Source organism: Falsiroseomonas oryzae (genome assembly GCF_027856955.1).
GTDB classification, from domain to species: Bacteria; Pseudomonadota; Alphaproteobacteria; order Acetobacterales; family Acetobacteraceae; genus Falsiroseomonas; species Falsiroseomonas oryzae.
Genome location: NZ_JAPSMD010000959.1, coordinates 1 through 680 on the forward strand (window position 1 = coordinate 1; position 680 = coordinate 680).

1 protein-coding gene is annotated in these 680 nt (G+C 75.7%); it reads left to right on the forward strand.

Features of this window, described 5'->3' with window-relative positions:
* The first annotated feature begins 208 nt into the window (after nt 1–208).
* Nucleotides 209–553: an FKBP-type peptidyl-prolyl cis-trans isomerase gene (locus tag OZN99_RS32950; protein ID WP_408612003.1), complete on the forward strand. Its 345-nt coding sequence runs from the start codon at nt 209–211 to the stop codon at nt 551–553.
* Nucleotides 554–680 lie beyond the last annotated feature (127 nt).

Below are 680 nucleotides of genomic sequence, written 5' to 3' on the forward strand. Positions count from 1 at the left end.
AGGCGCTGACCGCGCAGGCCGGCGTGGACCTGCTGCCGGACTGGGCGCGCCGGATGCACGGCCTGCCCGCCCCGCCCCGCCCGCTGGTCCGCGCCGGCACGCTGGGCATGGCGCGCACCCTGCGCTGGGCCTTCGCCTGAGCCGCGCCGCGGGCTAGCCTGAGGGCGAACAGCGGAACCTTCCGCCCCAACCCAAGGAACGCTTGCCCATGCTGCTGCAGATGACCGACATCACGGAGGGTACCGGCACGATGGCGCTGTCCGGCAAGCAGGTCTCCGTCCATTACACCGGCTGGCTGTTCGACCCTGCCGCGCCGGAGACGAAGGGCCGCAAGTTCGACAGCTCCCGCGACCGCGGCGAGGCCTTCGGCTTCCGGCTCGGCGCCGGCCAGGTGATCGCGGGCTGGGACCGCGGCGTCGCGGGCATGCGCGTCGGCGGCCATCGTCGCCTGACCATCCCGCCGGAGTTCGGCTATGGCGCGCGGGGCGCCGGCGGCGTCATCCCGCCGAACGCCACGCTGGTGTTCGACGTGGAACTGCTCGGCGTGGAGTGAGCCATGCGCCTCCCTCGCCGCGCTCTCCTTTCCGCCACGGTCCTGGCCGCACCGCCGGCACTGGCCGCGCCCGGCGCGGGCGTGGTGGAGGCGCTGCGTGGCGCCGCGGCGGCGGAGCGCGCCGGCC